The sequence below is a fragment of the uncultured Methanobrevibacter sp. genome (assembly GCF_902788255.1).
Classification (GTDB): Archaea; Methanobacteriota; Methanobacteria; order Methanobacteriales; family Methanobacteriaceae; genus Methanocatella.
On sequence record NZ_CADAJR010000008.1, the window covers coordinates 34,474 to 59,777 of the forward strand.

Annotated in this window: 26 protein-coding genes; 14 read left to right on the forward strand and 12 right to left on the reverse strand. The window is 39.0% G+C overall.

The annotated features are described in order from the left end of the window. Nucleotides 1-6 precede the first annotated feature (6 nt). The 8 genes from hisF (at nt 7) to QZV03_RS03220 (ending at nt 6,550) form a co-directional block, all read left to right on the forward strand. A complete protein-coding gene (gene hisF, locus QZV03_RS03185) occupies nt 7-831 on the forward strand; it encodes an imidazole glycerol phosphate synthase subunit HisF (RefSeq protein WP_296874261.1) in 825 nt (274 codons plus the stop codon). After that, on the forward strand, nt 828-1,742 hold the full coding sequence (locus tag QZV03_RS03190) for a DNA glycosylase (RefSeq protein ID WP_296874262.1): 915 nt from the start codon (nt 828-830) through the stop codon (nt 1,740-1,742). The genes hisF and QZV03_RS03190 overlap by 4 nt, the downstream gene beginning before the upstream one ends. A gap of 41 nt (nt 1,743-1,783) precedes the next feature. Next, nucleotides 1,784-2,251 carry a DUF2115 family protein gene (locus QZV03_RS03195; RefSeq protein WP_296874263.1) on the forward strand — a complete coding sequence of 156 codons (468 nt, stop codon included), beginning with the start codon at nt 1,784-1,786 and terminating at the stop codon, nt 2,249-2,251. 13 nt (nt 2,252-2,264) lie between these two features. Further along, nucleotides 2,265-2,807: a DUF2115 family protein gene (locus tag QZV03_RS03200; RefSeq protein ID WP_296874264.1), complete on the forward strand. Its 543-nt coding sequence runs from the start codon at nt 2,265-2,267 to the stop codon at nt 2,805-2,807. A 61-nt stretch (nt 2,808-2,868) separates the two neighbouring features. Further along, a complete protein-coding gene (locus QZV03_RS03205) occupies nt 2,869-4,215 on the forward strand; it encodes an MFS transporter (protein ID WP_296874265.1) in 1,347 nt (448 codons plus the stop codon). 68 nt (nt 4,216-4,283) lie between these two features. After that, the gene (locus QZV03_RS03210; protein ID WP_296874266.1) at nt 4,284-4,796 is read left to right on the forward strand and encodes a nitroreductase family protein; all 513 of its coding nucleotides are present in this window, start codon (nt 4,284-4,286) and stop codon (nt 4,794-4,796) included. 39 nt (nt 4,797-4,835) lie between these two features. Beyond that, the gene (locus QZV03_RS03215) at nt 4,836-5,852 is read left to right on the forward strand and encodes an MATE family efflux transporter (RefSeq protein WP_296874267.1); all 1,017 of its coding nucleotides are present in this window, start codon (nt 4,836-4,838) and stop codon (nt 5,850-5,852) included. A 32-nt stretch (nt 5,853-5,884) separates the two neighbouring features. Beyond that, nucleotides 5,885-6,550, forward strand: coding sequence for a hypothetical protein (locus QZV03_RS03220; protein WP_296874268.1), 666 nt, complete (start codon nt 5,885-5,887; stop codon nt 6,548-6,550). Between the two features lie 33 nt (nt 6,551-6,583). On the opposite strand, the gene QZV03_RS03225 is transcribed toward QZV03_RS03220, so the two are convergent. Beyond that, the gene (locus QZV03_RS03225) at nt 6,584-7,015 is read right to left on the reverse strand and encodes a peptidylprolyl isomerase (protein WP_296874269.1); all 432 of its coding nucleotides are present in this window, start codon (nt 7,013-7,015) and stop codon (nt 6,584-6,586) included. Between the two features lie 70 nt (nt 7,016-7,085). Between QZV03_RS03225 and QZV03_RS03230 the strand changes: the two genes are divergently transcribed. Next, the gene (locus QZV03_RS03230; protein ID WP_296874270.1) at nt 7,086-8,246 is read left to right on the forward strand and encodes an acetylornithine transaminase; all 1,161 of its coding nucleotides are present in this window, start codon (nt 7,086-7,088) and stop codon (nt 8,244-8,246) included. On the opposite strand, the gene QZV03_RS03235 is transcribed toward QZV03_RS03230, so the two are convergent. Continuing rightward, a complete protein-coding gene (locus tag QZV03_RS03235; RefSeq protein ID WP_296874271.1) occupies nt 8,243-8,647 on the reverse strand; it encodes an NUDIX domain-containing protein in 405 nt (134 codons plus the stop codon). The two genes, QZV03_RS03230 and QZV03_RS03235, sit on opposite strands and share 4 nt — an antisense overlap. Before the next feature lie 132 nt (nt 8,648-8,779). On the opposite strand from QZV03_RS03235, the gene lysA reads away from it, so the two are divergent. Both lysA and dapF read left to right on the forward strand, forming a co-directional pair. Beyond that, nucleotides 8,780-10,063, forward strand: a complete 1,284-nt coding sequence (gene lysA, locus QZV03_RS03240; protein ID WP_296874272.1) for a diaminopimelate decarboxylase — start codon at nt 8,780-8,782, stop codon at nt 10,061-10,063. A 9-nt stretch (nt 10,064-10,072) separates the two neighbouring features. After that, nucleotides 10,073-10,933 carry a diaminopimelate epimerase gene (gene dapF / locus QZV03_RS03245; protein ID WP_296874273.1) on the forward strand — a complete coding sequence of 287 codons (861 nt, stop codon included), beginning with the start codon at nt 10,073-10,075 and terminating at the stop codon, nt 10,931-10,933. Here the strand turns inward: dapF and QZV03_RS03250 are convergent. The 8 genes from QZV03_RS03250 to polC all read right to left on the reverse strand — a co-directional run bounded on the left by QZV03_RS03250 (nt 10,930) and on the right by polC (nt 20,129). Continuing rightward, on the reverse strand, nt 10,930-11,094 hold the full coding sequence (locus tag QZV03_RS03250) for a hypothetical protein (protein ID WP_296874274.1): 165 nt from the start codon (nt 11,092-11,094) through the stop codon (nt 10,930-10,932). The two genes, dapF and QZV03_RS03250, sit on opposite strands and share 4 nt — an antisense overlap. A gap of 11 nt (nt 11,095-11,105) precedes the next feature. Next, the gene (locus QZV03_RS03255) at nt 11,106-11,690 is read right to left on the reverse strand and encodes a HemK2/MTQ2 family protein methyltransferase (RefSeq protein ID WP_296874275.1); all 585 of its coding nucleotides are present in this window, start codon (nt 11,688-11,690) and stop codon (nt 11,106-11,108) included. Nucleotides 11,691-11,694: 4 nt separating this feature from the next. Further along, entirely contained in the window at nt 11,695-12,567 is an 873-nt protein-coding gene (gene rsmA, locus QZV03_RS03260) for a 16S rRNA (adenine(1518)-N(6)/adenine(1519)-N(6))-dimethyltransferase RsmA (protein WP_296874276.1), read from the reverse strand. Between the two features lie 8 nt (nt 12,568-12,575). Next, the gene (locus QZV03_RS03265; protein ID WP_296874277.1) at nt 12,576-13,196 is read right to left on the reverse strand and encodes a DUF655 domain-containing protein; all 621 of its coding nucleotides are present in this window, start codon (nt 13,194-13,196) and stop codon (nt 12,576-12,578) included. A gap of 202 nt (nt 13,197-13,398) precedes the next feature. After that, nucleotides 13,399-13,743 carry an RNA polymerase Rpb4 family protein gene (locus QZV03_RS03270; protein ID WP_296874278.1) on the reverse strand — a complete coding sequence of 115 codons (345 nt, stop codon included), beginning with the start codon at nt 13,741-13,743 and terminating at the stop codon, nt 13,399-13,401. A gap of 5 nt (nt 13,744-13,748) precedes the next feature. Beyond that, nucleotides 13,749-14,039 carry a 50S ribosomal protein L21e gene (locus QZV03_RS03275; RefSeq protein ID WP_292893645.1) on the reverse strand — a complete coding sequence of 97 codons (291 nt, stop codon included), beginning with the start codon at nt 14,037-14,039 and terminating at the stop codon, nt 13,749-13,751. A 235-nt stretch (nt 14,040-14,274) separates the two neighbouring features. Then, on the reverse strand, nt 14,275-16,593 hold the full coding sequence (gene nrdD / locus QZV03_RS03280) for an anaerobic ribonucleoside-triphosphate reductase (protein WP_296874279.1): 2,319 nt from the start codon (nt 16,591-16,593) through the stop codon (nt 14,275-14,277). A gap of 251 nt (nt 16,594-16,844) precedes the next feature. Then, a complete protein-coding gene (gene polC, locus QZV03_RS03285) occupies nt 16,845-20,129 on the reverse strand; it encodes a DNA polymerase II large subunit (protein WP_296874280.1) in 3,285 nt (1,094 codons plus the stop codon). A 161-nt stretch (nt 20,130-20,290) separates the two neighbouring features. On the opposite strand from polC, the gene QZV03_RS03290 reads away from it, so the two are divergent. From QZV03_RS03290 to QZV03_RS03300, 3 genes are read left to right on the forward strand one after another with little or no spacing between them, the layout of a single operon-like run. Continuing rightward, nucleotides 20,291-21,346: a hypothetical protein gene (locus QZV03_RS03290; protein WP_296874281.1), complete on the forward strand. Its 1,056-nt coding sequence runs from the start codon at nt 20,291-20,293 to the stop codon at nt 21,344-21,346. 32 nt (nt 21,347-21,378) lie between these two features. After that, nucleotides 21,379-21,849 (forward strand): nucleoside deaminase, encoded by a 471-nt coding sequence (locus tag QZV03_RS03295; RefSeq protein ID WP_296874282.1) that lies wholly within the window; start codon nt 21,379-21,381, stop codon nt 21,847-21,849. After that, the gene (locus QZV03_RS03300; RefSeq protein ID WP_296874283.1) at nt 21,846-22,226 is read left to right on the forward strand and encodes a hypothetical protein; all 381 of its coding nucleotides are present in this window, start codon (nt 21,846-21,848) and stop codon (nt 22,224-22,226) included. Before QZV03_RS03295 ends, QZV03_RS03300 begins: the two co-directional genes overlap by 4 nt. A gap of 20 nt (nt 22,227-22,246) precedes the next feature. Here QZV03_RS03300 and lysS read toward each other — a convergent pair whose 3' ends face one another. Together lysS and QZV03_RS03310 are read right to left on the reverse strand one after the other, a co-directional pair. Beyond that, a complete protein-coding gene (gene lysS, locus QZV03_RS03305; RefSeq protein ID WP_296874284.1) occupies nt 22,247-23,830 on the reverse strand; it encodes a lysine--tRNA ligase in 1,584 nt (527 codons plus the stop codon). Between the two features lie 81 nt (nt 23,831-23,911). Further along, the gene (locus tag QZV03_RS03310; RefSeq protein WP_394350674.1) at nt 23,912-25,096 is read right to left on the reverse strand and encodes a proteasome-activating nucleotidase; all 1,185 of its coding nucleotides are present in this window, start codon (nt 25,094-25,096) and stop codon (nt 23,912-23,914) included. Nucleotides 25,097-25,304 lie beyond the last annotated feature (208 nt).

Here is a 25,304-nt window from a genome sequence, read left to right on the forward strand (position 1 = left end):
ATTTGAATGTTAACCAAAAGAATTATTCCCTGTCTAGATTGTGATTTGCAGGTTCCGGAAGGCCGTGTCGTTAAAGGGGTCGAGTTTAAGGAAATCAAATATGCTGGAAATCCAGTTGACCTTGCTACACGCTACTATGAGGAAGGTGCTGATGAGGTGGTTGTATTGGACATCACAGCTTCACATGAAAGACGCGCAACCATGGCCGATGTTATCGACAGATTGACTGAGAATGTTTTCATGCCAATTTGCGTAGGAGGGGGAATAAGAAAGGTTGACGATTACATCAATATGCTTAAGGCAGGAGCGGACAAGTGCTCCACCAACACCGCAGCCATCAAGAATCCTGAACTTCTAACCGAAGCATCCAAGGTTGTAGGATCACAGGCTGTCGTGATTGGAATAGATGCAAAAAGAAGATATGTTGACCATCCTGACGATTCAAAGGACAAGACAGTCATTGAAACCGATAAAGGCTACTGCTGGTTTGACACAAGCATTTACGGCGGACGTGAATTTACAGGAATCGATGCAATCCAATGGGCAATTGAATGCCAGGAACGCGGAGCCGGAGAGGTATTGTTGACCAGTATGGATGGGGATGGAACCCAGAACGGTTATGACATTGAGTTAAATAAGGCAATAAATGATGTGGTTGACATTCCAGTCATTGCCAGTGGCGGGGTCGGCGAACCTAAGCATATATTGGAAGTTTTCGAAAAAACCGATGTTTCAGCTGCACTTGCTGCAAGCATATTCCACTTCAACCAATATTCAATAGGAACCGTAAAGGAATACCTTAAGGAAAATAATGTGGCTGTTCGCTTATGATTATAAAGACACCTATTGACTTGGAATTGACCCAATTGTCAGGTCAGACCTCACAGCCTCCATGGCATGAGGTTGAAGGCACTTTTTCTAATGTTGTCAACGTTAACGGCGAACCGGTTGTCTTTGATGTTAAACAATCCGTAGAATTTTTGGATTTCAGCTATTCCGGAGACATTTCACAAAATCAGGCTACCGATAAGCTCAACTACATTTTTGACTTGGATTTTGATTTGGACAAGTTCTATAAATATCTCGCCAACCATGCCGAGCTGGCCGAAATGTCCAGGTTCTGCAATGGACTGAGACTGTTTTTGGCACCCGACCCATTCGAGTGTGTAATATCATCAATCTGTTCTGCAAACAATTCCATAAAAAGATGGACCAAATCGGTTTCACAGATTAAGCAGAATTGGGGAAATCAACATGGCGATTACTATACTTTTCCTAAAAGCAACGACTTATTAAAGGTATACTTGGATGATGAAGAGGAATCAGATTTGTCAAATATTCAAGATATTTCAAAGTGCACAAATAATCTAAAGAATTGTGGCGTGGGATATAGAGCACCTTACATGAGAAGGGCAAGCGAGATGTTTACAGATGAAATTGACCTTCAGGATATTTTCAAGATGAGCTATGATGAGGCATTCGAGACAATACTGGAAGTTCCGGGAGTGGGTCCGAAAGTGGCGGACTGCATACTGCTTTACGGGTTTAACTTCAGGGAAGCATTTCCTTCAGATGTGTGGATAAAGCGCATAGTTTCACACCTGTACTTCGAGGGAAAGGATATCAGCGTTGCTAAAGTCCGTGAATTTGGAATGGAAGAGTTTGGTGACAATGCAGGCTATGTGCAGCTTTACCTGTTCCACTATGCAAGAAAATCAGGTTTGATGAGCAAGCTCAAATGAGTTATCAAAAGTTACATATATTTATAAATTAATGTATTATTATGAAAGCAACCGAATTACTTGAGGAAATCAGGGAAAACTTGAAGGATTATCCAATAGAATATCTCAGAAACAAGGTTACAGATGACAGATACAAGGATCCATTAACAAAAAGTCTTGCAAAGTACAATTCAGAGGCTTGGGATGAGATTTTTGCCCTAAACATCACCGATGACTATGACATCAAGGACGGAGTGGTGGAAAACATCAAAAAAGACATTGACTTTTATTTCGACACCTATGCCGGAGGGGATGAGGAAACAAGGGAATTTACAAAATACATCTCACTTTACCTGGCGTTGATGGCAAAAAGGCCATTGCATCCTGTTGGCGAGAGCCCTGTAAAAGATCAGGTATTCTTGGAAAACGGCGAATACAAATGCAAGTCAAGAATCATGAGCATAAAAGACGAGAACTCATTGTGCCGCTATTGTGTCTGTAAGAATGCAGGTTTTTCCTTTGGATTTTAAATGGGGAATTTGAATGTCAGATGAATATATGGAAATGTGTGATGAGCTTACAAGTCTCATTTCTCAAAACAAGACTATTTCAGGAAATTCGGTCTTTGAAATACTGAAAAAGTATTCATCTAACATTTCTGTTTTTGACATGATGACATTCGCCTCCCAAGTGATTGAGGAAAACAAGTACGTGCAGGAAAACTATCGCGAAGACAGCCAGAAGTCATATATGTCCTTTCTCTATCGCGTGAGAGACATCCCAAAGGATACAAATGATTACAGTAAGGAAATTGACAGAAAAGCTTTAGGCGATGCAATAACAACCTTAAAAGTAAATCATAATGAGGAAACATCCAAAAATAAGAGTCCACTAATTTTCTATATTGCTTCACTTTATGCAACATTTATTTTGGAGGAGTCAATCCATCCTGTGGGCACTCCATTTCCAGGATCTCTTAAGGTCGAGGAGAGGGATGGAAAATTTTTATGTCCTGTAAGGGATGCTAACATCGACACTCCAAATGCGGTCTGCAATATCTGCCTTGCCGAGCAGTTGGACTTTTGAACGTATAAGTTCATATTCCATAAACTCCATATTATAATTAATGGAGAATAAAAATTTACTCTTGTTGATTTGTACTGTATTGTCATTTTTCACTGTTTTTGCCGTTAATGCAGTCAATATTGTAATTCCAAGCATTGCGGCTGAATTTCACATGAGCAATATAGTTCAGAACTGGGTAACCATCATCTTTTTACTTATTGTGGCGGTATTGTCCGTTCCCGCCGGTCAGATTTCCGGCAAATACGGCCTTAAGAAGGTCACTAACTTCAACATTATACTGTTTATCATAATCTCCATCGTCAATGTAATTGTCACATCATCCGAGCAGTTTTTAGCATGCAGGTTCATTTTGGGAATTTCACTGGCATTCATCAATGTCACTTCAATGGCAATGATAGTGAATGTATTTCCTCCTGAAGAGCGTGGTAAGGCACTGGGAATAAACATTACCGGTGTTTATGTGGGGCTGTCACTTTCTCCGGTAATTGGAGGAATCCTCAACTTTAATTTGGGATGGAGGTCAGTGGTGCTTTTCGGAGTTCCATTCCTGTTTGTTATTCTGGCGTTGCTTCTGACAAGAATCGATGAGGAATGGTCATCATTTGAAAATATCCCTCTTGACCTTAAAGGATCCTTGGCATATGGAGTAGGCATAGTTCTTTTCATGTACGGATTCACAGTTCTCAACACACAACTGGGAATAATCCTGACAATATTGGGAGTCATAATCCTTGTGATTTTCGCACTGATTGAATTAAGGCAGGACTATCCTGTATTTGACATCAAGTTTTTCAAAAACCATAAGTTCCTCTCAGCCAACTTCGCATCACTGTGCGCCTATCTGGCGACATATGCGGTTACAACAATCCTAAATTATCACTTGCAGTACATTAAGGGATTCGATTCACAGACTGCAGGAATAATTCTTCTTGTGGCACCGTTATGTCAGGTAGTTTTGGCTCCGATTGCAGGAAGGCTGTCCGACAAGTTCGTTCCCCAGATATTGGCTGCAATTGGAATGGGTCTTGGAACAATATCACTGTTTTTATTTTCATCACTCGACAGTGCCACTTCAATTGAGTTTCTAATAATGTCGATGATAATCTACGGTGTCGGGTTTGGGCTGTTCTCCCCACCGAATACAAATGTGATAATGGGTTCAGTTCCGCCAAAGGACACTTCAGTGGCATCGGCGGCGGTTGCAACCATGCGTACAGTTGGCCAGGCGATGAGTATGGGAATATTGACACTTGTGTTTGCATTTGTTATGGGTGACGTTCCGATTATTGAGCAATACTATCCTATGCTGGTTCAAAGCTGTCAATTAACCTGCATCATTTGTGTGGTATTGTGTATAGCATCTGTTTTCGCTTCATTTGTTGGAATCAAGGCGAAAACTTCAGAATGATTCATATGGAAATACTATTATCTTATGAGTGTATAAAATAGTATACAACGATTCATTAAGGTGATATTATGAAAGATTTTTTGGAGTTGGCCTGTGAAAGGTATTCGGTGAGAAAATATTCCGACAGGGAAATTGAGGATGAAAAACTTGAAAAGATTCTAAAGGCGGCACAGGTCGCACCAACAGGAAACAATTTCCAGCCGCAGAGGGTTTTTGTAATCAAAAGTGAAGAGGGACTTGAAAAGATCAGAAACTTCACTCCCTACTGTTTCGGCGCTCCAATAGTGCTTTTGATATGTTATGATAAGAGCGTTTCATGGAAAACAGTTGACGGGCATGATGCAGGCCTTGATGATGCGGTTATTGCAACAACACAGATGATGCTTGAGGCATATGACCTTGGAATAGGTTCCGTCTGGGTCAGGGGATACGACAAGAGGGTGCTCGATGAGCTATTTGACCTGCCGGAGAATATGGTCACAGTCGCACTGCTTCCTATAGGATATCCTTCAGATAAATCAAAACCTTCTCCATTGCACTCCCGTAATGTGAGCATGGACGAGATGGTTGATTACTTGTAATCTTCAAATATATATGATGTAAATTATAGAGTACATATTATGGAAAGGAAATATCGATTCTTAAGGGACAAGTATTACGGGTTGTTGCTGCCTACATTGTTTATGGTGATGTCTGAAAAGATTGCGGTTGTCATAGACGTTATCATGGTAGGAATATTCATTGGAGGTTCACAGCTGGCCCCAATAAATTCGATATCTCCCCTACTTTATTTTACTGGTATTTTCTACATTCTTTTTGGTCAGGGAGGAAGCTTACTGGCTTTAAGGGCAAAATCCGATTTGGATGAGGGGAAGTCCAATTTTTATTTTACAGTTTCGATTATAGGAATCATTGTATTTTCCCTGATATATATTGCGGCGATATTCTTTTTTGCAGACAATATACTGCAGCTTTTAAACATTCCTTCAAATATTTTCTATCAGGCTAAAAGCTATCTGCATGTAATGATGTTTTTCTATCCGCTGAACTGTTTCATCATAGTTATTTCCTATTTTATTCGTTCCGACGGGTATCCGAATTTACCTTTCTATTCAGTGTTGATAGCAAATGTGACAAATATAATATGTGATGTAATATTCCTGAAATTCTTCAACATGGGAATTGAAGGCGCAGCATTGTCAACAGTTGTTGGATACGCTGTAGGGGTGGCCTATATATCAAAATACCTGTTAAGCAAACGCCGAACATTCAAGTTCGTTTCACTCACCAAACTGAAAATTGGGCAGTGCTTGGATTCATTCAAAAAAATAGTTCTCAACACTCCGGAGGTTGTGGGAAAGATATTCTTCTCAACTCAGATGGCGGTATTCACATATCTCTGCTCCACCTATTACGGTGCTGCGGGACTTTTGGCCTTTCTTGTATATGACAACTCCGAAACATTCGTATACATTGTCCTTTCCGGAATCATGAAGGCAATGAGTCCAATTGTGGCAGTGTTTTATAAGGAAATGGACTTCAAGGCAGTGCAGTATATAATCAAAAAGTCAATCAAGCAGATTTTAATAGTTAGCGTGCCTGTTGCGGTTCTTTCTTTGTCTATCCGGATATACTGATAAAGCTTTTCAACATTACCGACCCAACATACGTGGAGATTGTCAGCTTTGCAATACGCGTGACCTCATTCGGATTGATTGGTAGATGCATGTCATATCTTCTGGCCAATTATGCCCAGGCCATTGAACAGAACAGGATTTCATTCATAATCACATTTTCCGAGGAGTTCCTGATTTCCATTTCTGCGGCATTGATATTGACTCAGATATTGGGTGGAATAGGCATATGGATTGCAATCTTATTGTCTGAAACAGTACCTATTTTAATTTATATTGGAATGGCAATACGCCTGCAAAAGTCTCATAAGAGTGAAATCAAAAGCATATTATTGCTTCAGGATTCAAATCTTTTGAATTTCACATTTAGCAAGGACCATAATGAGTATCCTGAAGAAGTCTCACAAAAGGTTGAAACAACATTCAAGCAATATTCCCCGATGTTTTTCTCATCAGTGGAGGGCATATGTGAAAACATTTTTGAACATGATTCCTCGGTTGAGCTAATCGACATTACCTTAAGGATGATAAACGGCAAGGCTGTGGTTCAGTTCATAGATGACGGTGAGCTATATAATCCGTTCAGCGATGATGAGTTCAGTGAATCTCAAACAATCAGGAAATTAAGAGAAAACAATTGTGAATTGGAGTATACTAACGTTTTAGGGTTCAACAAGTCCTATGTAAGATTCAATTATTAGTTTTTAAAAAAAAGAAATTGGAAAGATAAGAATTTATCTTTCTTCGATGGTTACTTTGTTCATTACGTCTCCTTGACGGATTGCGTTAACGACATCCATGCCTTCAATAACTTGACCGAATACTGTGTGGACACCGTCTAAGTGTGGTTGTGGTGAGTGTGTAATGAAGAATTGGCTTCCACCGGTATCTTTACCAGCGTGTGCCATGGACAGTGCACCGGTTCCGTGTCTGTGAGGGTTTCCTTCGGTTTCACATTTGATTGTGTATCCAGGTCCGCCTGTACCGTTACCTTTAGGACATCCACCTTGGATTACAAAGTTAGGTATTACTCTGTGGAAGGTTAATCCGTCATAGAAACCTTGTTTTATTAGTTTTTCAAAGTTAGCTACAGTTCCAGGTGCTTCATTTGGGAAAAGTTCGAGAACAATGTTTCCCTTATCAGTTTCAATAGTTGCGACTTTCATTTTTTCACCTAATTTTTAAATAATACTATTAATATAAATATTATTGATTAAATAGTTTATGGAGGATAAAATGAATACTCAAGAATTAATTAAAATTGAAGACGATTATTTTATTAACACTTTCACAAGACAACCAATCGTGCTCGACCATGGGGACGGCTGTAAGGTAACAGACATTGACGGAAACGAATATCTGGACATGTTTGCAGGAATTGCAGTTAACTGCTTAGGCCACAATCATCCTAAGCTTGTAAAGGCAATCCAGGACCAGGCTGAAAAACTGATCCACATTTCAAGCATCTACTACAATGAGCCTGCATTGGTTTATGCTAAAAAATTAATTGACAAAACAAGCTTTGACAGAATATTTTATGCAAACAGCGGTGCTGAGGCAAATGAAGGAGCAATAAAGCTTGCTGTAAAATACACAGGTAAAAGCGAAATCATCTCAACCGTTGATTCATTCCACGGAAGGACAATAATGACCCTTGCTGCAACCGGTCATGAGGAATACCATGAACCATTCAAGGCAGTAATGCCAAAAGGATTCATCAACGTTCCATACAATGACATTGAAGCCATCAAGGAAGCGGTCAATGAAAATACAGCCGCAATCATTGTCGAACCTGTACAGGGTGAAGGTGGAGTCAACGTTCCTGATATTGAATACTTAAAAGAAATCCAGAAAATCTGTAATGAAAACGACATCGTATTCATTGTCGATGAGGTCCAGACCGGTTTTGGAAGATGCGGAACACTCTTTGCACATGAATTGTTCGATGTAAAACCTGACGTAATGACAATGGCTAAAGGAATCGGTGGAGGAGTCCCAATGGGCGGAATCCTTGCAACCGAAAAGGTAGCTAGCGCTTTCGTTCCAGGAGACCACGGTACCACATTCGGTGGAGGTCCATTGGTAGCGGCTGCAGCAAATGCCGTACTTGACGCATTTGAAGAAGAGGACATCCTGGCAAATGTCAATGAAGTCGGCGAATACTTCCTATCAGAGCTTAAAAAATTGGATAAGGAAATTATCGCTGACGTGCGTGGTGTCGGATTGATGGTTGGAATCGAACTGACCAAACCTGGTGCTGAATACGTTGACAAACTCCGTGAAGCAGGATTTTTAATCAACTGTACCTCTGGCAATGTCTTAAGGTTCGTACCACCATTGACAATTACCAAAGAAGAAATTGATGAGTTTGTAAAAGCTTTAGATGAAATACTCTAAAGCCTATAATTCTTTTTTTTTAAAACTTTTTCTAGACAACCTGACAGTGTCAGGGTTTTGATTTCATCTATTGAAGCGTACCTTGCATCGGTATGCTCATCGCTAATTTTTACCTCACCCTTAACATCATCAAGATACATTATCATCTGAACTGTTCTTTTAAATGGATAATCGTGCTGTATGGCTATTGCAAGATCTCCCACCTTACAGTCAAGATTTGTCTCCTCCTTTATTTCCCGTAAAAGTGCATCATCGAAAAACTCGCCATTTTCCACCTTGCCTCCGGGAAGTTCCCAGGTGTCCGGGTCGGTACGGCTTTTGGGATGCCTTTTAAGGACTAGAATTTCACCATCGTCATTTTTGATAATTCCTCTCATTGTAAGTCCGTAATCTCTTTTCATATTATTTAATTTTAACAATATATTTTTAAACATTTTGCCATTCTTATCGGAAAATGCTTTTCCTTAATTACTTTTAAATAAAAACAAATCAATATCTATAACTATAATGAAACTTTATAAGGAGTTTAGATTATGGATTTAAATATTAAAGTAAACGATAAAAACCACCTTGATATCGGTGGCGCAGATGCAGTAGACATTGCAGAAGAATTCGGAACTCCAACCTATGTAATGGATGAAAACAGAATAAGAGAAAACTACAATAAATTCTATTCAACCTTTTCAAAATATTATCCTGACTTTAAAGTATTTTACGCATGCAAAGCCAATACCAACCTTGCAGTAATGAAAATATTGGAAAGTGAAGGCTGCTGTATTGACGCAGTTTCACCTGGTGAGGTTCACATTTCAAAAATGCTCGGCTTTTCAGGTGACAGAATATTATTCACAGGTAACAACATAACCAATGATGAATTGAAATTCGTCCACGACGAAGGGGCTGTCTTAAACATCGATTCAGTCTCAGCACTCAAAAGACTTGCAAAAATAGTTGATCCTGAAGGACTTAAAATATCATTCAGGGTAAACCCAATGGTAGGTGCAGGACACCACGACCACTGTATCACCGGTGGTGTAATGAGTAAATTCGGTATCATGGACAATGAGGCATCAGAGGTTTATTCACTTGCAAAAGAACTCGGATTCAATCCTGTAGGTATGCACTCCCACATCGGATCCGGTATCCTTGACCCTGAACCATTCAAACTCGCTATCGAATCCACAATGGACATTGCAGGAAAGGTCCATGAGGAAGCTGGAATCGATTTTGAGTTCGTTGACTTCGGTGGAGGTGTAGGTGTTCCATACACTCCTGAAGAAAAACTTCTTGACCTTGACAAATTTGCTGAAGTCAATGTGGGACTCTTCAAGGAAAAACTCGAACAGTATGATATGGGCAACCCTACAATGTATCTTGAACCTGGAAGATACCTTGTTGCTGACGCATGTGTGCTTTTAGTAACCGTAAACAGTGTAAAACAAAGCTACCGTAAATTCATCGGTGTGGATGCTGGTTTCCACACACTCTTAAGGCCGGCAATGTATGACTCATACCACCACATCGTGGATGCAAGCAGAATGGACGCTGCCAACACCCAGGAAGTGGATATTGCAGGTAACGTATGTGAATCAGGTGACCTGTTTGCACGTGACAGACCAATGCCTGACGTCGAAGAGGGTGACGTTTTAGGTATCATGAATGCGGGAGCATACGGTTTCACCATGGCATCACATTACAACTCAAGACCATTGGCATCAGAAGTTCTCGTAACTGACGGAAAATGTAATATTGTACGTGAAAGAGAAACCTTTGAAGACTTGTATGCAAAACAAAGAGTTCCACCACATTTAAAATAAGTTGATACTATGGTAGATTTAAAAGGATTAAAATTTTCAAAAATGCATGGAATCGGAAATGATTTCCCAATCATCAACGAATTCGACGGTGAGGTCATTCCTGAAGCTGACAAACCTGAAGCATGCAGAATTCTTTGTCACAGAAACTTCGGTGTCGGAGGGGACGGTGTCTTATTTGTGGAACCGTCTGAAGTTGCCGACATCGGATACAGAATGTTCAATCCTGACGGCAGTGAAGCTGAAATGTGCGGTAACGGTATCAGATGTTTTGGAGACTTTGTTTACAGAAAAGGCATCCTAAAACAGGAAAAAATGACTGTTGAAACCCGTGCAGGTATCAAAACCATTGAAATCACTCTTGAAGACGATGAGCCGGTGCTCTTCAAGGTTGACATGGGACTTTCAACATTCAAGACTCCTGAAATACCAATGACAAGTGATGAGGATGAATTCCTTGACGGCGAACTTGAAGTTGTCGATACAACATTCAACGTAACCGCAATCAGTGTGGGAAACCCTCATGCAATCATCTTCGTTGATGATGTTGACGCAATTGACATCGATAAGTACGGCCCCGCCATTGAGGCACATGAATTGTTCCCTGAAAAGATCAACGTTCACTTTGTTGAGGTCATCTCCAAAAACGAGGGTAAAATGAGAACCTGGGAACGTGGTGCTGGAGTAACTCTCGCATGCGGTACCGGTGCAACCTCAACTGCAATTTCAGGATTTAAGCTCGGCCTCTTTGATAGTGATGTATTGCTTCATTTGCCTGGTGGAGACTTGAAATTCAATGTATATGAAAAAGAAGATGCTTTGGGCGCTTTCATGGAAGGCCCAGCCAAATTAGTTTTCGATGGAGAATTCTAATTCTCCTTCATTTTTCTTAATATTCCAACTGCAATATCGACCACCGCCAATATCACAATCAGTATTGTCCATATGCTAATTTCTTTTCTTATTGCTGCAAATAATGCCGCAAGAATTATTAAAATCACACCAATAAGTATTGATAATTTCCATTGTTCCATTGTATCACCTTTTAAATTTTGTAAGCATTAATCAATGTTATGTCTTCAAAAAAGAAGTGTTCCTTTTCCTTTATTTCTGCAATGAATCCCATTTCATCAAACTTCTGCAGGGTTTCCTCATTGCCTGACAGTGAAGACTGTATCATCTGCACAATTCCACCGTCATTTAAATGATTTTCCACTTCATTTAAAAACATGTCAATTACTTTTCGACCATTTAATCCACCATCGAATGCATAATTTAAAGTGTCATCAATAACATCGCCATCTTCGGTTGGTAGATATGGAGTATTAAATAAAATTACATCAAATTTTCTATTTTCAACAGGTTCAAAGAGGTTGCCGAATAGGATTTCAATGTTTTTTATGCCGTTGTCCTCGAAGTTTTTTCGGGCAAGCTCACAGGCATCAAAGTTGATGTCGGTAACCGTGATTTTATCAGTCAGCCTTGAGGCATACATGGCGACAATCCCAGAACCTGTACCAATCTCCAATACGCTTTGTCCCTCTTTTATTTCCAGATTGTCGGCAAGAAGATAGCTGTCCTCCGCCGGGATATATACATTGTCATCAGTGTTAATTATAAAATCAGCCATAAAATCACTCTTCAAATAATGGGTATAGGTTTTTTGAGATGAACATAATCTCTTCGGGAGTGAGAACGACAACCCTTTTTTTAAGATAATCAATAAGTTTTTCATCCTCAATCGCATTCAATCTCTTTTTCAGGACTTTCTTGTCAATATTTGAGATTACGTGTCTTGAATCAATAAGGGCATTGCGTATTTTCTTGTTTCTGTGTTGAAAAAGGGCTTTTGTAAATTTAGAATAAGTTTTAAAATCATCCTCAGCTATTGTATTTTCCTTTGGTGTCAGTTTGACGACAGTGGAGTCTATCTGCGGCTTTGGAATGAAGCTTTCGCAGCTCACATCGGTCATCTTTTCGACATCGCACTTAAAGTAAAGCATCGCTGAGAGTCTTGAGTAGTTCTTTGATCCGACTTCACCATTCATGCGCTGGGCAAATTCCTTTTGATACATTAGAATCGCAAGGTCAAAATCATAATCGAGAAATTTAAATGTAATCGGTGATGAGATTTGATAAGGTAGGTTAGAGATGATTTTATTGAACGGGGCAAAATCCACCTTCAACGCATCATCGTTAATCAGTTCTACATTATCTATGTTTTCTTTTTCAAGTCGTTTAGCCAGTATTTCACAAATATTTGAGTCCTGTTCTATGGCTATGACCTTTTTTGCTCTTTTGGCAAGTTCAATTGTTAGTGTACCGATTCCCGTACCGATTTCCAAAACAACATCATCCTTTGTGATGTTTCCAAAGTCAATAATCTGGTCTCTTTTGTTTTTATCAATCAGATAGTTCTGACCCAGATTTCTGTTTAACTTTATCCCATTTTCATTCAAGATATCTTTGGTTATTTTGGATAGGGATTGGGAATTTTCACTAATCAATTTATCACTTATCTTCTAGAAGATCTTGGAGGTTGTGTAAATAAGTAATATTTATTCTTACCCCTTTTTGGTTTTGTAGTGTCAAGTTCTTGTTTAACACGGTTAACAATCATTCCTGCAGGATCAGCTAAAGTTGGAAGCCTTTCTGAAATGTCTTTGAAACTTTCAAAAGGTTTTTCTCTTGCTTTGATGATGTCCCACATGTATTTTTTACCAATTCCAGGAATCAGTTCAAGAGAATGCATTCTTGTACTTACTGAATCTGCAGTGTTAAAGAATTCAACAAATTTATCTTCATTAGCTTCAACAATATCGCGTATAGCATAATCCATTTCGATTCTGCTTGTTGCGGTAAGGTTTTCATAATCTAATTTTCCAAGAACCCTGTATATTTTATCTCTTTTTCCTTTACCAATATATACGGTATCTTGGATTTCTAAATCAACACCATTTTTAGGAGCTAATTCAAGTAAAGTGAATTTTTCTGTACCAATAGCTTGAGCAATAGGTTTACCACCGAATTTAGACATATCAGATTTGACATATCCACGACTGAGATAATCAAGCACAACAGCATTTTCTTCCTTTTGCACTGTTGGTTTTTTTTCATTTTTATTTCTATTATCCATTTTATCACTCACTATTGTTTTTTTATTATAACTTATGCTATAATATAAAGTTATTTATAAATTTGATTGTTAAGTATAATAAAGATATCTAAAATATAGTGAAAATTCGATGTTTTTTTCAAGGTTTTTGAAGTTAACCTTTCTAAGTAATGGCTGTGTAAAATTAGTTTAAAATAAATAAAAAAAGGGAATAGTAGAAATACTATTCGACGTAGTCATATTGTTCTAACATTTCAAGGATTTTTTCCATATCCTCTTTGGTTGTTTTGGTTGGTTCTTTGGCGAAAATCAATCTCATGTCCGCTAAGTCTTCAGGAACCAAGTCAACAATATGAGCAGCGACCTTGTCTCTTAATCCAAATTCATCTTGAAGTTTTTGAAAAATTTCTTCCGCATCTTCAGCAGAGTATCTTTTGAATCTGGAAATGTGATTCAATGTAAGATTTTGTTCATAGTTCAATTCGTTGTTTTCTGAGAATTCTTCAAGAATTTCTTTTACTTTTGAACTTGGTATTGGTTCGCTTTCAATAACTTCTTTTCCAATCATAGAAATCAGTTTTGTAATTTTAAGTGATCAGGTCTTACTATTAACTCTTTTGCTTTGTTTCCATCTTTTAAGGATACGATGTAAGCTTTACCTTTTTGTCCTGTGATTTTACCGGTTTTACCGTGGAATCTAGGAGCAGGTTGTCCTTTTTGGATGGATGGGTTAATAGTAATGTGAACTAAATCTCCTTCTTCAAATCTTTGGAGTCTGTTAGTAATTGGGTTTGTTCTACCCGGTCTTTGTACTTTAGTCATTTTTTTTCTTGATCTACTTTTTAATCCTCTTGATCTTTGCATTATATAACCTCTTATCAGTTCGTCTGGGTATGAATCTATGTTATCAGCGACCTAGTATTAAAAAAGCCCATAAATACTAGTAACATAGAATGTGAAAATAACTATTACCATCAGTGATATGATAATATTATAATTTTAGTTTAATGGTATTAATATACTTTTAGTTTTTTGGTGAATTTGGTTGTATAATATGAAAATACTAATAAATAAAAAAATGGTGTGAAAGAAGATAACCTTAGTTATCTTCAAATCTTCTTCTGTCAATTAATTCTTGACGTTTACCTGGGTTCCATCCACCGGATGCGGATTTTGCACGACCTACTTGTTGTACGTAACCTGTAATACGGTCATACCATTCTACATCTTCGGTTTCTCCACAGGTAGGACATTTATTGTTGAGTCCTTTCATTAAAGTTTTACATTTTAAACAGAAGCTTAATGCTGAGCTGTAAGCCCAGAATCCGATATCGGATTTGCGAGCAATTTTATTGGTTAAGCTCATTAATGAATCTGGATCGGAGTATGATTCGCCCATGAATGCATGGAAGATGTGTCCACCAGGAGTTAAGCTGTGGTATTGCTCTTCAATTTTGATTTTTTCAATTAATGATAATCCTGTGTCTACTGGTACATGTGAGGAGTTGGTGTAGTAGTTTGCGTTTCCTTCACCTTGTACGATTGCTTGGTCTCCGAATTGTTTTTTGTCGAGGGTTGCAAATCTGTATGCAGTAGATTCAGCAGGAGTTTGTAAAACAGACCATCTGAGACCTGTTTCTTCTTGTAATTTTTTAGCTCTTTGGTTTACATATTCGAGACATTTTACACCGAACTTGTTGGCGTCAGGGTTTTCGATACCTTCACCGAAGAGGGATAATAACATTTCGTTAAGTCCTACAAAACCAAAGGATAATGTTGAATTTTCAATTCTGTAGTAGGATTCTTCTCCCACTTTTTGTTTTAAGAATGGAAGGATGTGGAAGTCGTTTAAACATTTTAATGCTTGTTCTCTTCTAAGCATTAAGGTTTCCACTGCAAGATCCATGTATTCGTCTAAGTATTCGAATACTTGGTTTTCGTCTTTGGATTGGTATCCGATTCTTGGGAAGTTTAAGGTAACGTATGCGAGGTTTCCTGTTCTTAAACAGTCTTTGTCCCAGTCACCGGTCCAGGTGTCCTGTAAACAGGTTCTGCATCCCATGTAGTTTGCCATTTTTCCACGGTATTCAGGGAACATGTTTACAAAGTATGATGAACCGTATTTTGCGGATAATTCATGAACTAATCTTAAGTCATCTTCGTATTCACTGGTCATTGTTTCAGGTCTTAATGTGTAAATGGTATTTGGGAATAAATGAGGTTTACCTTCATTGTCTCCTTCAAGCAATGTTTCAGTGAATGCTTTTTGAATTAATCTGGTTTCATCTTCAAAGTCAGCGTAAGTTCCGACAACTTGACCTTTTGGTCCGTATGCGGTTTCTTCTTTTAAGAAATCAGGGACACCGAATTCCAATGCCATACTTGTGAAAGGCACTTGGGATCCACGTGCTGCATATGCCATGTTGAGGTTGTATATGAGCATTTGTACAGCCTGTTTGATTTCGTCATAGCTTCTTCCTCTTGCGAATGGTGCAACAAATACGTTCCAGAGGGACATTGATTGTCCACCGGACATGTTTTGCTGTGCTGCAAGCATGATTTCACCGGTATGGTTCATTAAGGTTTCCATATGGTTTGGTGCACCTGCAATGGAAGTGTGGTCTCCAGTTCCATCAACTTTTAATCCGTATTTGATGAATGTTCTTATATCATGTTGGAGACAGTTGATTGGTCTTCCAGCGAAAAATTCCAAATCGTGAATGTGGATATCACCGGACATGTGTGCATCTGCTAAGTGTCCAGGTAACATTTTTAAGAGTGCGTATTGTTTTAATGCTTCGTCTGCTACATGTTTGTGGATACTTTCAGGGTTGTGAATCATGTTTGCGTTGTCCCTGTTACCGTTTTCGATGAGTGAGGTAATGTTGTATACAGGGATACCTAAACGGGTGTAACGGCTTCTTAAATCTTCAAGTCCGTATTCGATTAATTTTGTGTTGACCATTTCCCTAATCATTGGAGCGGTCAGGTATTCCACATTTAATTTTTTGAGTTCTTTCCAGGTTTCTGTAGCGATTTCAAAAGCAGTTTCTTGACTAGCACCGGTTTCTTCAATTAAGGTGTTAGCGATTTTTGATAAGTCGAATGCTTCGATAGTATCTCTTGAGGTTCTTACTTTTAATTGGGTACTTGCAAGGTATTTGTTTGCAATTTCAGGGTCGATGTCTTCTAGACATTCGTGAACAATCTTTTTGATTTCTTTGGTTTTGATTCCATCGTATAGCTGAGATACTACGGTTGCTATGATCTTGTCAGATTCAAAGAATGGGGTTTCAACCATTATTAATGATTTCATTAATTTTTCATAACTGAATCTTTCTCTAATACCGTTATTTTTTTCTACATTAATTTTAACGGTTTTTTCTAAATTATTTCCTAATTCTGAAATTTTTTCCATTTTATTCACACCATTTTCCTAATTTATAAAAATTTGTATTATCCAAGTTTCGAGAGCCTACGCTCTCAACTAAATTATTATATGTAAGTACATGTATAATTATTGTTCGTATTGATACGAACATCTAATTAATACTTAGATTTTCATGGTATATAAATTGTTCGTCTTGACTCGAACATTATTTATATACTCTGAAATTTATTATATAATTATTATTAAAAATCAATTGTCCGAGAGCATTTGGTAACGATTTAGAAAAATACATCCAAAGAGCTCTGCTTGGACTTGTCACTTTCAAACAAAGAGTTGATACCGAACTCCTGAATCTCCAAACGCTGTTCAAGATAGTGGGATACCGGATAACGGTTAACAAGATCCCTTGAAATCTCAAGATACTTGGTAACGGAACCCTTTGAAACTGATAAAATCAGGTTTCCACCACACTTGCACTTACCGGTCAGAGGCATTCTTCTGTACTTTGAACCGCACTTTGTGCACCTGACCTTCTGCTTTGAAAACGCCCTTGAGTTACCCATGATGTCCGGCAGGAAGTGGGAAGATAGAACCTTTTCAACGACACCACGCTGATCAACCGCACGGATGGATTCAGCAAGTGCAATCTGGGCCTCAACCTTTTCCCTCATGGATGGCAAACGCTTATAGAGACACACTGTCGGTCCTGCATGGATATTTGAGGTATGGTGGGAAAACATCAGTCCCTCATATTGCTGCGGTGTTCCCAAATGCATCTCAACGTTGTCGATGTATTCCAGGACGTCTGCAGGCTTGTGAGGAGTGTAGGTTTCCTCATAAAACTCAACAGGGAACCTTTCAAATATGTCCAGGTTGTGTGATTCGTCGTCAATCTCTTCAGGGTCAATCCTTGAGGATAAAACCAGTGGTGCATCCATACTACCACCACGTGTATTCGGCAGGTATGTCTTTGAGAAGTTAATTAAAGCATCCAAAAGCAACATCACCGCATCTTCGTCACTGTCACAGTTTCTACGTTTTGCTGAGTGGAAATACGGATGAGCATAACATCCCAAAGCCTTGGTGAAACCGACTATACGGCCAAGTACCGCTGCGGATGTGTGGGGTGCAAGACCTCCTACAAGATGTCCTATCAGGTCTTCTTTTTCCTTGACATTGTAGTACGGATCCATGTCATAGTATCTTACAAGCTCATCATCGATGAACTGTGCTGTTCTTTTAAGATACTCTCCGCAATTGTCTGAAATGACGATATCCTGAACCCTAAGCTCGATAATCTGGTCAATGTTTTCAATAGGATTGCCGTAACAGTCCTTCTCATAACCCATTTCGTGGAGCTTTTCAACTGTAACTCCAATCTCACGTGGAATGAAATGTGTCAGCGGCAAATCTGTGGAATCGTGACGGATTGTACCGTCCTTGAATGTGAACACTTCATGTTTTGCCCTTAAAATTCCCTTTTCCATAGGTTCAGGGAGTTTGGACTCTGAAATCATACCGACAACACCTTTTACCTCATCAACTCTTCTCACCTTGACGTTATCTGATGCCTTTTTGAGCATACTTGCAAGAGGGATGCTTTTCTCTGAAGGTTTTGTCATTTCTGTCGGATGGCCACATTTAGGGCACAGTGAACCGAATGAGCTTATGCCACATTCCGGATTGGTACATTTACGTCTTGAAATGTCGACCTTGATGCTGCCCTTTTTGGCTGCGGTTGCAACCAGTCTTCTGGCTCCTCCGTAGTTTCCGATAGGAATCAGACCGTGAGGAGCAGGTCTCATAAGTCTTTCCTTGGATTTTTCAGGCCTACCTACACGGGTACCGATATATGCTGGAGCCTTGCTTTTGATTTCAATAGGTGATACTGCATTGACGGCCTCCATTGTCGTGTTCATCTTAGGCAATTTGCCTGTCAGTGTGTTTAGCAGTGCATAGGAATGATCCTTGTCAATGATTATCTTGCCGTCACGAACAGTATGCGGAACGCCGATGACTTCAAGAACACGTTTCGGATATGACAGGTCAAGTTTGATTCCTTTATCTTCTGTGTAGGTGTCTTTTGAAGCTTCAATCAGTTCAATCAGTTCGTTCAAATCATTGATTGTCACGTCATGATAACAGTAGGTGTATTTCGGATGAAGAGGAATGTCATATTCTCTTGAAAGTTCAAATGCTTCCTTTGCGGGAATGTAATCGTATTCAAGACGGCCCAAATCCAGATCGTCGTTGAACTTCTCGCTTCTCATAAGCAACTGAATCCACCATTCTTCAACCCATCCTGAAGGGTATAACGGCTGGTTGTTTCTTAAAAACTCGCCGAATGCAACCAGCATGTCTCCTAAAAAGAGGATTTCAACAACATCCTTTTTGACTTCACGTGCCTTTTTGACTGAATTGAGAACCAAAACATCTCCATTTTTAAGCTTTACGGTAGGGCCTTCAATGGAATCCACCGGAACAACACAGTTACCCTTTCCTGGATATTCGATTTTCAGCTGTGTTCCGACAGCCAGAAACTCGAGCAGTGCCATGGTGGCCGGGTGAACTCCCATTGTAGCAAGACCTGTGTTTCTTGACCTTCCGTATCTTAGCCTGAAAGCGCCCTTTTCGGAAGGATATCCCAAAATAGGCCTTCCTCCAATGATATCCTGGATGTATTTAGGTTCGCTGACAATGTCTGACTCTCCTTCATCGCTTGATTCTGATGTTTTAGGTTTTGAGTATTCCTCAAGCCAATCCCAGTCGAGACCCAGTTTGTTTGCAATCTTTTTAATCTTTTTGGATTTCTGGATAACGCCCTCGACCATAGCCAGAAGCGCTCCTCCACGAATGTTGTTGGTTTCGACACGTTCCAAATCCCTGTGTGACACTTCAACCTGATCGGTCTGTTCCCCTGAAACCTCAACAGGTATGTGATTGGCAGCAAATCTCACTTCCTCTGGTGTTGGTGAGTATTGTAAATTTGTAACTTCGGATTCGTATAGCTCAACTTCCTCTACATACCTTTCGATTTCGTCCTCAATCGGCTTGAATGCATCAATGTTAATTGCCTGTCTGATTTTGTCTCCCAAAAGCACGGCAAGTGCTGCAGCTGTACCACCGGCACTTCTGATAGGTCCTGCAAAATATACTCCGATATATTTTGTGCCGTCAAAGTTCTGCTTGATTTTAACATCGGAAATACCTTCCAAAGGTGCTGCTACAACCCCTTCTGTCAAAATCGCCAGTGCAGTACGCAAACCCTGGTCACATCTCTGCTCCTCATCGTAATCGGCCTTTTCACCGCTTAGTGGAAATGTGCCGTCTGCGATTTCAGCTGCAATTTCAAATGCGACAGACTCCCTGTCCATATCCTTTTCCAATTCCTTAATCCTTTTTGCTACACCTTCAGGACCGACAAGCCCTTCAACTCTTTCAGCTAAATCCTTTGCAAGAGGTACTTCGGTCTCTGTTTCAACATCAAGACCTCTGGACCTTGCCATATTAGCTATTTCGTATAGGTGATTGGTTTCTTTTTCTAATCTTTCAAAATAATCCATGGTATCGCCACCAAGTTACAAAATTAATAAGTATATAATCTATTGTTTTTCATACAATATTAAGTTTTTTAGATAATACTTAAATATGGTAAAATCTTAATTTATTACTGTATCTCGTAGTTGAATGTATATAAATTAATATTGCTATAATGGTGATTTTAATGTCTGATAAACCAATAAACGCTATGTATGGGCAAAAAGTGAAATTAGACTTAAATAAATTAAGGTCTAAATCAAAAACTGAAAGCAAAGACAAAGTAGTTGTAGAAGAAATCGTCGAGGAACCTGTTGTTGAAAACAAAGTTCCTGAAGCAGTAGTTGAAGAAACTGCTGAAGAACCAGTAGTTGAAGAAGCTCCTCAAGTGGTGGATGAAGAGCCGGTAGTTGAAGAAGTTGTTGAAGAGGAAGTTCCTGAAGAGGCTGTTGAAGAAGCAGCTGAAGAGCCTGAAGTTGAAGAGGAAGTTCCTGAAGAGGTTGTTGCAAAGCCAAAACAACAAGACAATTCTAAAAATGATAGATTAATCCAAAAATTACAGGATAAGGATAAAAAATTATCCAATCAATCAAATGAACTTAACTACTTGACTAATACTGTCATTCCTAAACTCAAAAAGGAAAATGCTGAGTTAAAAGATGTTAAAATTGAGTTAACAGACGCGCTTGAAAAAACTACAAGAAAATACTTTGATCAATTGGACATTAGTGCTGATTTGAGTAACAAAATTGGAAAAATCGGTGCTGAAAATGCGGTTAACAAAGTAAGGGCTGATAAACTGGAATCAGAAGTCGATTCCATTAAGGAAGAGTATGAGGCTAAATTGTCAGACCTTGAAAACCAAATCGACACTACCGATCTTGACAATGTTAAAAAAGAAAACAGCAAATTAAATAAAGAAATCAAAGAATTAAAAGACAAATTGGCTGATTCCAGAAAAGAAAACATTAACCTTTCCGATGAAGTTGACAAGTTAAGGGCTGAGATAATCGAATTCGGAAACTATAAGGAAGAAGTTGAGACACAAAGCAAAAAAGAAGTGCAAGGCCTTAATGACGAATTATCTGACCTTAGAACTCAACTCAAAATTAAAGAAAGCAGTTATGATAAACTTTCAAATGAATCAGGTAAAACTATTGCTGATTTAAGAAAACAAGTTGCAAAACTTGAAGAAAAATTAGAAAAAGAATCCAACAAAGGATTGTTCAACAGATTTAAATAGATGATTAATTCATCTATTACCTTATTTTTTTTATGAATTCTGACGCTTATTTTATGGATGAAGCTATTTTGGAAGCTGAAAAGTCTTTGGCTGAAGGTGGAATTCCAATAGGGGCAGTTCTGGTTAAAGACGGAGAAATAATTTCCCGTGGACATAACCGTTTGATACAGAATGATTCCGTTGTGCTGCATGCGGAAATGGATGCGATTGAAAATGCGGGGCGTCTTGACTATGAGGACTACAGGAAATGTTGTCTCTATACTACACTGTCGCCCTGTCCGATGTGTTCCGGGGCAGTAATATTGTACAATATACCTAGAGTTGTCATAGGGGAGAACACAACCCTGATGGGTGCGGAGAATCTGTTGCTCTGCAATGATGTTGAAGTGGTTGTCCTGAATGACATCAAATGCAGGGATTTGTTTTTGAAATTCACATCCGACAATTCGAAGATATGGGATGAGGAACTTAAAAAAGTGGGAAACACTACAGAGGTGAAATGATGGAGATAATAGTTACAGATGAACGTGATGTGAGATTTATAGAGATGTGTGCATCATTCGGGTGTGAAGTTAGTGACCCTCAGGTAGTATTGCTTTTGAACAGTTTCAACAGGACCATAGGCTGTGCAAGCTTTAAGGTCTATGATGCGGACTCCGCCGAGATAACAACACTGTTTTTAAACTCATATGATGACAGGGAAAAGATATCCTATAAACTGATAAGGCAGCTAGAAAAGATTGCGATGGACTATGAATTCAAAAGTGTCGTTGTCAGTTTTGATTCCAAAGAGGATATTCTGATTGAAATATTCGAAAAACTAGATTATAAATTCGTTGATGACCTTTTGATGAAAAAGGAATTCAAAAGTATGATTTAAAAAAAATAGATTAAAAAAGATTAAGCTTCTTGTCTTAATCTTTTTACAACAAAGTCTTTGTCCAGGCTTAATAAGAATGAAGCAGCTCTTGGACCTTGTTTTTGACCGAGTATCATTTTATAGATTGCTTGGAAACCTTTTTGTGGTTTTAAACCTTGACCTTCAAGGATTTCATACATTGCATCGTGCAATTCTGTTGCATCGCTGAACTCAGTGCTTTCCATTAGGTCAGCCAAACCGTTTAGGAATTGGGTCTGTTCATCTGTTAGAGGTAATTTTGGAACCTTTTTAGTTTGCACCTGGAATTTCACAAACTTAGGTGCATAAGTGTCCAACCAGTATATTACATTGTCAACTCTTTCACGGTATTGTGCCATTTCAGTTTCTGTCAGGTCGCCGAATTCTTTGTCCTTAAAGCTTTTGGTCAATTGTGAGTTCTTTTTAAGGATTTCAAAGATTTTTTCCAAATCGTCACCAGCAATCTGATAAGCGTTAACGAGGAATCTGAAAGGTGGTCTGAACGGTAGAGGACTACCTTCATTGATCTGCACGATTTCATAGATTTCCTTGAATTTTCTTTCCTCTTTTTCTGATGGAGCTTCAACTTCATCGTAGAATACTTTTTCAACTGTATCGAAGCTGTCGATAAAGTCTAGGTATTGCATTTTTGGTGAGAAATCCTTTGCCTTCATAGGTTTTGACCTGAACAGGTAATAGTTTAGGCTTTCTGCAGGTCCTATTTTCAGCCATTCTTCAGGTGCAAAGAAGACACCGTGTGATTTACTCATTGCTTCTCCATCAAGGGTAATCCATTCGTAAGGCACTGGATATGGTGCAGGATAGTCAAAGATTTGCTCTGAAATCACACTACTTACGTCATAGGATCCTCCACTTGCGGCATGGTCTTTTCCGAATGGTTCACAGGTGGTTCCGAATATTTTCCATCTTGCGGCCCATTCTACTCTCCAGGTCAACTTACCGTTACCGGATTTGATGTCCATTTCACCTTCGTGGCCACATTCACATCTGTATTTGATGATGTCTCCGTCATAATCGTAGGCATATGTGGTATTTACTCTTCCACATTCATCACAGATTGGGTTGTATGGCAACCAGTCGTCTGCCAGAGGTTCTCTTCTGTATTCGTTGAAGATTTCCTTGATTTCATCTACTTTTTCCAAGGATAATCTGATGTAATCGTTATATACTCCGGATTTGTACATTTCAAAACCGGATTTAGCTTCCATTTCAATACCATAGTCGTCCATGACGTTCAGCAATGGTTTTTCAAAGTGTTCCACAAAGTTTGCACAGCATCCGTCTGGGCATGGAATCATTGAGTATGGCATTCCAAGGTATTTGTCGTAATCTTCAGGAAGTGGATACGGAACTTTTCTAAGTGGGTCATGGTCATCTGCAATCCATATGGTTTTAGCTTCTTTTCCAAATTCTCTTAATTTTTTACCGATTGCGTTTGCTATAAATATATCGCATGAGTTTCCAATATGAATGGAACCGGATATTGAGGTTCCGCTTGCGATAACATGTTCTTCTACATCTCTTTTAGCAAGTTCTTCTGCTATATTTTCAATCCAATGTGTCATCTATATTCACCATTAAAATAATAAGAATAAGTTTTATACTACCTTAATTTTTGTATTTATTAATATAAAAAGTATTAGTTTTTAATTAATTCCTTTGATGGAATTCATGATTTTGTCGATTGAATCCATGAAGTCCTTGTATATCACTTTTCTTCTGTTGTTTCTGATTGCAAACATTCCCGCTTCAGTGCAGACCGCCTTGAGGTCGGCCCCTGAAAGGCCTTCTGTCACTTCACTTATCTTTTCAAAATCGATATTGTCGTCAAGCTTCATCTTTTCGGTGTGGATTTTAAGTATTTGGCGTCTGCCCTCAATGCTTGGATTTGGAACTTCTATTGTACGGTCAAATCTTCCCGGCCTCAGGAGTGCGTCATCCAGTATGTCGGGCCTGTTTGTTGCGGCTATTATTCCTATGTCTCCACGTGATTCAAAACCGTCCAGTTCAGCCAGAAGCTGCATAAGTGTACGCTGAACCTCACGGTCGGCTCCGCTGGTGTCTCCCATCCTTTTGGTCCCGATTGCATCTATCTCGTCTATGAAAATGATTGCAGGCGTCTTTTCACGTGCCAGTTCAAAGACTTCCCTAACATACCTTGAGCCCTCACCGAGATACTTGTTGACAAATTCGGATGCCACAAGCTTTATGAACCTTGCATTGGTATTGTTGGCCACTGCCTTTGCAAGCAATGTCTTACCGGTTCCTGGAGGTCCGTACAGCAATATTCCCTTTGGAGGATCAATTCCTATTTCCTTGAATATTTCAGGGTGCAATATCGGAAGCTCAACTGTTTCCCTTATCTCGACAATCTGATATTTGAGCCCTCCAATGTCATCATAGGTAATGTCCGGACGGTCTATAACCTCCATTGCAGTAATGTTTTCGTCCTTCTTTTTAGGAAATACGTTGACGACGGTTAGGTTGTTCTGGTTCAGTGCCACCCTTGCTCCTGGTTCGAGAAGGTCCTTGTTGATTGAGCCCGGATAGGTCACCAGAAATTCATGGCCTACGTTTCCCTTGATTCCGACCTGGTTGTCATCGAAGACTTCGGTTACTGTTGCAAGGATTAGCGGATTTTTCTTGAATGACTTGATTTCTCCTTTCAGCTCCTTGATTTTGCCTTCAAGCTGGTGGTTGCTGACATTTGATTTCAGCTGTTCGCCTTCAAGATGTCTGACCTTTTGCATCAATTCGTCTTTAACCTTGTCATTTTCCTCTTTAAGAGATTCTATGCTTTCAATCAATTCTTCTTTTGAAGCATTTTCTATGGATTCCATGGTATCTACTCCTATATATGATAATATAAGAGTAAGATTATTTTAACTTTTTGAAAAATAGTCGGTGGTGTTAAAAAAAGAAAAAGATAAATCGTAATGATTTATCTAAATGATGCAAGAATACCACGACCTCTTCAAGGTCGTGGATGAATTGCAAGTTGGGTTATACCTTTGTGAATTGTTATTTATTGGGTTTCAT

Bases quoted from the DNA above. Each gene is read 5' to 3' on its own strand.
- hisF (WP_296874261.1), top strand. From the start codon at position 7: ATGTTAACCAAAAGAATTATTCCCTGTCTAGATTGTGATTTGCAGGTT.
- QZV03_RS03190 (WP_296874262.1), top strand. From the start codon at position 828: ATGATTATAAAGACACCTATTGACTTGGAATTGACCCAATTGTCAGGT.
- QZV03_RS03195 (WP_296874263.1), top strand. From the start codon at position 1,784: ATGAAAGCAACCGAATTACTTGAGGAAATCAGGGAAAACTTGAAGGAT.
- QZV03_RS03200 (WP_296874264.1), top strand. From the start codon at position 2,265: ATGTCAGATGAATATATGGAAATGTGTGATGAGCTTACAAGTCTCATT.
- QZV03_RS03210 (WP_296874266.1), top strand. From the start codon at position 4,284: ATGAAAGATTTTTTGGAGTTGGCCTGTGAAAGGTATTCGGTGAGAAAA.
- QZV03_RS03215 (WP_296874267.1), top strand. From the start codon at position 4,836: ATGGAAAGGAAATATCGATTCTTAAGGGACAAGTATTACGGGTTGTTG.
- QZV03_RS03225 (WP_296874269.1), bottom strand. From the start codon at position 7,015: ATGAAAGTCGCAACTATTGAAACTGATAAGGGAAACATTGTTCTCGAA.
- QZV03_RS03230 (WP_296874270.1), top strand. From the start codon at position 7,086: ATGAATACTCAAGAATTAATTAAAATTGAAGACGATTATTTTATTAAC.
- QZV03_RS03235 (WP_296874271.1), bottom strand. From the start codon at position 8,647: ATGAAAAGAGATTACGGACTTACAATGAGAGGAATTATCAAAAATGAC.
- lysA (WP_296874272.1), top strand. From the start codon at position 8,780: ATGGATTTAAATATTAAAGTAAACGATAAAAACCACCTTGATATCGGT.
- dapF (WP_296874273.1), top strand. From the start codon at position 10,073: ATGGTAGATTTAAAAGGATTAAAATTTTCAAAAATGCATGGAATCGGA.
- QZV03_RS03250 (WP_296874274.1), bottom strand. From the start codon at position 11,094: ATGGAACAATGGAAATTATCAATACTTATTGGTGTGATTTTAATAATT.
- QZV03_RS03255 (WP_296874275.1), bottom strand. From the start codon at position 11,690: ATGGCTGATTTTATAATTAACACTGATGACAATGTATATATCCCGGCG.
- QZV03_RS03265 (WP_296874277.1), bottom strand. From the start codon at position 13,196: ATGGATAATAGAAATAAAAATGAAAAAAAACCAACAGTGCAAAAGGAA.
- QZV03_RS03270 (WP_296874278.1), bottom strand. From the start codon at position 13,743: ATGATTGGAAAAGAAGTTATTGAAAGCGAACCAATACCAAGTTCAAAA.
- QZV03_RS03275 (WP_292893645.1), bottom strand. From the start codon at position 14,039: ATGCAAAGATCAAGAGGATTAAAAAGTAGATCAAGAAAAAAAATGACT.
- nrdD (WP_296874279.1), bottom strand. From the start codon at position 16,593: ATGGAAAAAATTTCAGAATTAGGAAATAATTTAGAAAAAACCGTTAAA.
- polC (WP_296874280.1), bottom strand. From the start codon at position 20,129: ATGGATTATTTTGAAAGATTAGAAAAAGAAACCAATCACCTATACGAA.
- QZV03_RS03290 (WP_296874281.1), top strand. From the start codon at position 20,291: ATGTCTGATAAACCAATAAACGCTATGTATGGGCAAAAAGTGAAATTA.
- QZV03_RS03295 (WP_296874282.1), top strand. From the start codon at position 21,379: ATGAATTCTGACGCTTATTTTATGGATGAAGCTATTTTGGAAGCTGAA.
- QZV03_RS03300 (WP_296874283.1), top strand. From the start codon at position 21,846: ATGATGGAGATAATAGTTACAGATGAACGTGATGTGAGATTTATAGAG.
- lysS (WP_296874284.1), bottom strand. From the start codon at position 23,830: ATGACACATTGGATTGAAAATATAGCAGAAGAACTTGCTAAAAGAGAT.